This is a genomic window from Runella sp. R5_40, assembly GCF_057652295.1.
Map to the genome: position 1 here is coordinate 1 of NZ_JBYFCH010000048.1, position 7393 is coordinate 7393.

Here is a 7393-nt window from a genome sequence, read left to right on the forward strand (position 1 = left end):
TTGCTTGGTTGTTTTTGATGACATAACTTTGTAAAGTTACGCTTTTCGACTGTCCGTCTAAATAGGACCACTCCAGCGGAAACCAACTTGAAGTATTTTGTTTCTTAAATTAAATTCACCCTTGATGAAATGAACACAAATATTTGTGTCTAATAAAAATTTACTCATAATTCTATATCTCGGGAGCTACTGACACGGGCAGAATAAATTTGTTTTACCAGCTCGTCGCCAGTTTCTTCACCTTGCCAACTTCCAAACAGACTATAAAAGAGTTTTTCCTTCTCATCTTCCGATTGGACATCTTCAATAACAATCTTAACTTCCTTTTTGCCAAACATTGCTTTGACAGCCTCAATGAAGCTCAAATTGAGGTTTTCGGTATTTAATTGATATGTATGTTGCATTATCCTACCTTATTTTATACGTGTAAGAGCAATTTTAGCTTCTCTATAACATTCTTGTATTATACATAGTTCTACACGTGTTGTAAAGCTTCGTGAGTCTTCAAATATAGTGCTTAATCACTATGCAGTTATGTAAGTGGCGCTTGCACAAACTCAAATATATGAATTTTCAGCCGTTTTGTCTGAAAGATTAGCCTTTAAGGGCTGCGTTTATCTCTTCTTGCGTTTAGAAAAGTGACTGGGAATCAGTATCAGGAAGTAATTTTGGCCGTCATTTTTCCCTGTATTAAAACCAGTTCGTAAAAGAGGCCCTATTGAAGGAAAATTAGATTACGCCGTTTATTTCCCTTACTCTCGGAATGCAAAACTAACCACCGTAAAATTTCAGATACGGGTACGCGACCGCGCCTTCAACGTGAGCAATGTAGTGGAAACAGATACGCTTTCGGTTCCTATTTTGTTTTGAGGATTGTAGGGGGTGAGCCGTTTTATAATAGGATTTATCATAAGTAGATGATAGTTAAAGTCTAATTTTCAGGAAAATCGAAAAGCTTTTATACCACGAAAATTAGTATCTGCGTTTAAGTTCAAACACCTGAACGCCTTCCTGATGAAAAATCTTTTCTCTTTTCTACTTGTATTCTTCGTTATTAAGAGCCTTGCTCAAGTCAAAAACGTTAAAATCACGATTAAAGCCAACGGCAGCAAACCAGAAAAAATTCAGATGACTGCTACCGACATGGTTAGAGATGTACCAGTACTGCTTTTGGAATCAAAGTTTGATTCTTCAGGGGTCGCCCACCTGAATTTCAACCTCGCTAATTCCCAATTTGTGGCAGTTATGATAGGAGATAAATATTGTAAACTTTATCTGACTCCGAATGACAATTTGACCATAGGGGTTGATTTTAAAAATCCGACTGCACCGCTTGAATTTCAAGGTGATGGAGCGCCAATTGCCCGGCATTTATACGATGCCGGACGGACTCTTGTAAAAATAATGGGGGTATCAACCGACGAGTTAGATACTCAAGCCTATCTAAATAAATTAGATACGCTTCAAACTGAACTGGCAAAAGTTCACAACTTACACAAAAACACGTTACCCAATAATGTAAATGTTTTATTGATAAATAGTTACAGAATGTTTGACCTTTATTCCAAACAAATCAAAGAACATAATCTCCAAGCCAAAAAGAAAGAAATACCTCTTGTTTTACAAAACATCAACGATTCTATTCCGTTTGATGCAGCTCTTTTAAGTGCGCGGGATGAAGCATACTCCGCTGTCTTGGCTTTTTATTGGTTAAACAAATTAAGCATTGTTTATAAGGAAAATAAAGACCTGAATAACTTCTCAACTATTTATCCGAAATTGACTGTCTCCAAAATTAAATCTGAGAGTTATCCAAAAGAGTTTAAAGAGCTTTTGATTGCAAAGACAATTAATGATGGTTTACGAATTTTGGGAATCACACCCATCACAGAGGCACTTTATCAGGAATTCAAACAGGAATACAGTACTTCGCCTTATCTGACAACACTTGAAGAACGATACAATCAATGGTCTCCATTGGCTAAAGGAAAACCTGCACCAGAAATTGCAGGTTTGACTTCTGACGACAAAATGCTGTCAACAAATGCGTTTAAGGGGAAGGTAATTTATGTAGATGTGTGGGCGACTTGGTGCGGCCCATGCCGAGCTGAATTTCCCAAGGCTTTAGAGTTACAAAAGCAATTTGAAGGAAATGAAAAGGTAGTCTTTCTTAATGTATCAGTTGATAAGAACAGGCAACAATGGAAGAAACTCCTTACCGACAAAAGAACACCTAAAGGCTACCATATTAATCAATCCAACCCTGACCTTCCGGAATCAATTTACAAATCGTACAAAATCGGCGGGATTCCTCGGTATATCCTCATTAACCAAGAAGGAAAAATTGTCAGCGCTGATGCTTCATACCCCTCCTCGGGCAAGGTAGAAGATGAAATAAGAGCGTTGTTGAAGTAAACCAGTAGTATTGAAAATATCTTGTTCTAAAATCTATCCGTCTCAAAAAACGGGCGTTTTGTAAGACAGAATTTGTTACAGAAAAATTCCCCTGAAATAGTAAAAAAGTGTCTTTTATTGTCGTCTCACTAATCAATGTAGCCAATTTAGTTGGGTTAAAGAGACATAAATAAAAAGCCTCAGAAACAGGTGTTTTTAAGGCTTTCATTCTACGCAATCCAAACAAACAAAGCAGGCTAAACAGCCGTAGTCACCCTCAAAATCACTTCTTCAATCAAATCACACGCTTCGTGGATTTGCGTTTCTGTAATCACCAACGGCGGGGCAAAGCGAATTTTATTGCCGTGGGTTTGTTTGCAAAGTAGTCCTTTTTCTTTGAGTTGGAGGCAAATTTGCCACGCCAAGGGGCTTTCTTCGTCGGTCGCAATCACGATGGCGTTTAACAGTCCTTTCCCCCGTACCGTTTCAATCAGGGTCGTTTTTTGCTGGATTGCCCGCATTCTTTCTCGGAATATTTTCCCAAGACGCTCCGCATTTTCGGCTAATTTTTCATCTTCCAACACCGATAACGCCGCTACCGTCACCGCTGCCGCCAACGGATTTCCTCCGTAGGTTGACCCGTGCTGGCCAGGTTTAATGGTGAGCATGATTTCATCACTAGCCAAGACGCAAGACACAGGATAAACGCCGCCCGAAAGGGCTTTTCCTAATACCAAAATATCGGGTTTCACGCCTTCGTGGTCGCAAGCAAGACGCTTGCCCGTACGCCCAAGCCCCGTTTGAACTTCATCCGCAATAAACAAGACGTTGTATTTGATACATAATTCTCGTACTCCCCGCAAGTAGCCTTCGTCGGGCACCACAACCCCCGCTTCGCCCTGAATGGGTTCCACCATAAAGCCCGCGATGTCGGGGTCGGCTTGGAAGGTTTGTTCGAGTGTTTCTAAATCGTTGTAAGGCACAATAATGTAACCTGGCAAAAAAGGGCCATAATCATCGGTGCTTTCGGGATCCGTAGAAGCCGAGATAGCCGCGAGCGTACGCCCCCAAAAGTTTCCTGCCGCATACACCGTTTTGGCTTGGTTTTGGGGAATCCCTTTCACCAAATAGCCCCATTTACGGGTCAGTTTGAGCGCCGTTTCTCCGCCCTCTACCCCCGAATTCATCATCAAAACCTTGTCGTAGCCAAAGTAATCGCACAAGAATTTCTCGCATTCGCCCAATACGGAGTTATGAAACGCCCGCGACGTCAGCGTCAGTTTTTGCGCTTGCGTTGTCAAGGCACTCACAATTCGTGGGTGGCAATGTCCCTGATTCACGGCACTGTACGCCGACAAAAAATCGTAATAGCGTTTGCCTTCCAGGTCCCACACAAAAACCCCTTCGCCCCGCTCAATAACCACTGGCACGGGCTTATAATTATGCGCTCCGTAGCGCTTTTCGAGGCCAATGAGGTAGTCGGTTTGAGTAAGTTCGGTTGTCATGGTGGTTTTAGAAGTTTGGGCCAACAATTTTTATTACTTTTGTAAAGTTACATTTTAACTTATTTTCAATTTTTAACAAGTCAAATTTCTTTCAAACACTTAAATTTCAAACAGTTTTTTAATTTCAAACACGCTATAAAACCAAATCTAACTTTCGTTAACATGTTTAAACAACTCCTTATTTTGGCCACAGCACTTAGCTTTTCGGCCATCGCGCAAGACCGTCGCCCCACCACGCCACCTGCAGCCAGTGGCACCCCAGCGGCAACGGCACCCGCCGCACCAGCCGCTGCTGCCCCTAAGGCGGGTCCTAAGTCCTACAAAGAAGTCATTACCGACAAAAGTAAGACGACCAAGGGCTTATTCATCGTTCACAAACTAGATGAAAAATACTACTTTGAACTCCCCGATTCGCTACTCGGTCGCGAAATGATGGCCATCACGCGTCTTTCACAGTCAAGCACCACGCCTGGGTCGGTCGGTTTGCCTGCTTACGGTGGAGAATTACTTAACCGCCAAGTAGTTCGTTTTGAAAAAGGCCCTGACAACAAGATTTTTATGCGTTCGGTCGCCTTTATCAACGTGAGTGACGATGCCAATGCTCCGATTTACAAGGCCGTTCGTAACTCTAACCTTGACCCAATCGCCATGGCCTTTGACGTGAAAGCCGTGCGCAAAGACACCTCGGTAGTGATTGAAGTGACCGACTTCTTCAAAAGCGACAACACCGTGATTTCGATGTCTCCCATCGTTCGTCAGGCATACAAACTGACGATGCTTCAAAACGACCGTACCTACATTCAGAGCATCAAGTCGTTCCCAATCAACACGGAAATAAAGGTGGTAAAAACCTACGGTGTTACGCCGCCAATGCCAAGCTTTGGCCCTTCTACGAGCCCTATTCCTTCGGTAAATCTACCCGCTGCTTCGATTGCAGGTGCCGTGACAATGGAGCTGAACACTTCGTTTATCGCCTTACCAGCCGTGCCAATGAAACAGCGTTTGTTTGACTTACGGGTCGGGTATTTTGCCAATGGTTATACCGTTTATGGTGAAAACTCACAACGTACCGAAGACAAAACGTTTGTGGTTCGTTGGCGTTTGGAACCTAAAAACAAAGCCGACGAAGAGCGTCAGCGCCGTGGTGAGTTGATTGAGCCTAAAAAACCCATCGTTTTCTACATCGACCCTGCTACGCCAAAACAATGGCGGAAGTTTCTTAAAATGGGGGTTGACGACTGGAACGTAGCCTTTGAAAAAGCAGGGTGGAAAAACGCCATTCGCGGCGAAATTTTGGCCGACAACGACACGACCATCAGCATGGAAGACGCACGCTACTCGGCGATTCGTTATTTTGCTTCCGACATTGAAAATGCGTACGGCCCCAACGTCCACGACCCTCGTACGGGAGAGATTTTGGAAAGTCACATCGGTTGGTACCACAACGTGATGAAACTCCTCAAAAAATGGTACATGACCCAAGCCGCTGCCGCTGACCCACGCGCTCGCAAGAATAAGTTTGACGATGAATTGATGGGACAACTGATTCGCTTTGTATCATCGCACGAAGTAGGGCACACGCTTGGCCTTCGTCACAACTACGGTGCCTCGACAGCAACGCCCGTTGAGAAACTCCGCGACAAAGAATTTATTACCAAAAATGGACACACTTCGTCTATCATGGACTACGCTCGTTTCAACTACGTAGCCCAACCCGAAGACGGTGTGACTGACTTTTTTCCTCGCATTGGCGACTACGACATTTGGGCGATTGAGTGGGCGTACAAACCCATTTATGACACCAAAACCGCCGAAGAAGACAAGCTTATTTTGAACAAATGGTACAAAGAGAAAGCCCTTCCCAACCGCCGTTTGTGGTTCTTGACCGAAACCAACCCATACGACCCTCGTTCACAAAACGAAGACATCGGTGACAACGCCATGCTTGCCAGCGGTTACGGTATCAAAAACCTCCAACGCATTGTGCCAAACCTCATCGAATGGACCAAACAAGAAGGCGAAGATTATGATATGTTGGAAGAAGGTTACAACGAAGTGGTGACGCAGTTCCGTCGCTATATGGGTCACGTAACCAAAAACGTGGGCGGTATTTACGAAACACCTAAATCAATGGACCAAGAAGGGGCTGTATATGAGCCAACGCCTAAAAAAATGCAAAAAGATGCGGTTGCGTTCTTAAATCAGCAACTGTTCAACACGCCTAAGTGGATACTAGACGATAACATCTTGCGCCGTATTCGTCCTGACATGGGGGTTGATTTTATTTCCAAAATTCAGGAAACTACCCTTAGTAGCCTTTTTGCCAGCGACCGCCTTCAACGCATGATTGAGATGACCGAAAAAACGGCCGATGCCTACTCAATGGATGAGTTATTTGCCGATGTAAAAGGAGGAGTTTGGGGAGAATTGAAAACGCGCAAAGCAGCCGATGCTCACCGTCGTAACCTCCAAAAAATCTATGTAGAGCGCATGATTGCAACGCTAAACGCACCTGCGGCAGTTGGTTTTCCTTCTACCACTCCGATGAAGATGTTTGGCGCGGTGGTTGCTCCTTCGGTGGACATCCGCAAAAACGACGTGCAGTCGATGGTACGGGCGCACTTGACTTCTTTGCAAGGCGAAATTCAAGCGGCACTTCCAACCATTACCGACAAAATGACGAAATACCACCTTCAAGATTGCGTTTTCCGCATTAAGAAGGCGTTAGACCCTAAATAGTCTGACGAAGACCTTGTGCGTCGGGTCAAAACCCGACGCACTTTTACTACATTCACTATCCTCTTTGTATCAAAACTTATGGAAGAACCACTTGACGAATTTGACCGACTCATTTTGCAGCAACTCGAACGAGACGCCCGCAAAGCTTATTCGGCCATCGCCGATGATTTACAGATTTCCAACACAATGGTGCATCAACGGGTAGGAAAATTGAAACGGATTGGTATCCTAAAAGGAAGCACGATTGTCTTAAACGAACGAAAATTAGGCTACGAATGGGGCGCTTTTACGGGCATTACACTCAAAGAAGACTCTGATTCTGAGAAAATTATTGACGCACTCAAGCAAATCCCCGAAGTCACTGAGTGTTATTATATTACAGGAAAATATACGCTTTATATTCGCATCGTGGCTCGCAGCAATGAGCACATGCGCAAAGTTTTATACGAAAAAATAGACCATATCCCTGGCGTTCTCAAAACCGAATCGCTGATTGATTTTGGGGCAGCCTTCAAACGAAATGTACCCATCGAAGAATAAATCATAAATCAGTTTGAAAAGGGGCAAAAAAGGCAAAGGGCAAACGACTAAGTGTGCTTTCGGTTGCTTACAAAGTGTGCTTTCGCTTGCTCACCAAGCGTGCTTTCGGTTTCTCAAAACCGAAACAGGGGTTACTCCTTGTAGATTTACCTTTGCGAAATAATATTTGGTAATGAAGGAGTCAAACCGATTACTCAATGGTAACTAGATACTGA

Annotated in this window: 5 protein-coding genes; 3 read left to right on the top strand and 2 right to left on the bottom strand. The window is 43.7% G+C overall.

Annotated elements, in window-relative coordinates:
• Positions 1 to 164 precede the first annotated feature (164 nt).
• Positions 165 to 404, bottom strand: coding sequence for a hypothetical protein (locus AC23N5_RS31130; protein WP_183973998.1), 240 nt, complete (start codon positions 402 to 404; stop codon positions 165 to 167).
• A gap of 610 nt (positions 405 to 1014) precedes the next feature.
• Between AC23N5_RS31130 and AC23N5_RS31135 the strand changes: the two genes are divergently transcribed.
• Complete coding sequence (locus AC23N5_RS31135; RefSeq protein WP_487758517.1) at positions 1015 to 2415, top strand: TlpA family protein disulfide reductase; 1401 nt, start codon at positions 1015 to 1017, stop codon at positions 2413 to 2415.
• Positions 2416 to 2651: 236 nt separating this feature from the next.
• On the opposite strand, the gene rocD is transcribed toward AC23N5_RS31135, so the two are convergent.
• The gene (rocD, locus tag AC23N5_RS31140) at positions 2652 to 3899 is read right to left on the bottom strand and encodes an ornithine--oxo-acid transaminase (protein ID WP_487758518.1); all 1248 of its coding nucleotides are present in this window, start codon (positions 3897 to 3899) and stop codon (positions 2652 to 2654) included.
• A gap of 162 nt (positions 3900 to 4061) precedes the next feature.
• On the opposite strand from rocD, the gene AC23N5_RS31145 reads away from it, so the two are divergent.
• The gene (locus AC23N5_RS31145) at positions 4062 to 6638 is read left to right on the top strand and encodes a zinc-dependent metalloprotease (protein WP_487758519.1); all 2577 of its coding nucleotides are present in this window, start codon (positions 4062 to 4064) and stop codon (positions 6636 to 6638) included.
• Positions 6639 to 6716: 78 nt separating this feature from the next.
• A complete protein-coding gene (locus AC23N5_RS31150; protein ID WP_183973990.1) occupies positions 6717 to 7178 on the top strand; it encodes an Lrp/AsnC family transcriptional regulator in 462 nt (153 codons plus the stop codon).
• The last annotated feature ends 215 nt before the right edge of the window (positions 7179 to 7393 follow it).

Excerpts from the sequence above, each read along its gene's own strand:
- rocD (WP_487758518.1), bottom strand. The coding sequence starts at position 3,899 with ATGACAACCGAACTTACTCAAACCGACTACCTCATTGGCCTCGAAAAG.
- AC23N5_RS31130 (WP_183973998.1), bottom strand. The coding sequence starts at position 404 with ATGCAACATACATATCAATTAAATACCGAAAACCTCAATTTGAGCTTC.
- AC23N5_RS31135 (WP_487758517.1), top strand. The coding sequence starts at position 1,015 with ATGAAAAATCTTTTCTCTTTTCTACTTGTATTCTTCGTTATTAAGAGC.
- AC23N5_RS31145 (WP_487758519.1), top strand. The coding sequence starts at position 4,062 with ATGTTTAAACAACTCCTTATTTTGGCCACAGCACTTAGCTTTTCGGCC.
- AC23N5_RS31150 (WP_183973990.1), top strand. The coding sequence starts at position 6,717 with ATGGAAGAACCACTTGACGAATTTGACCGACTCATTTTGCAGCAACTC.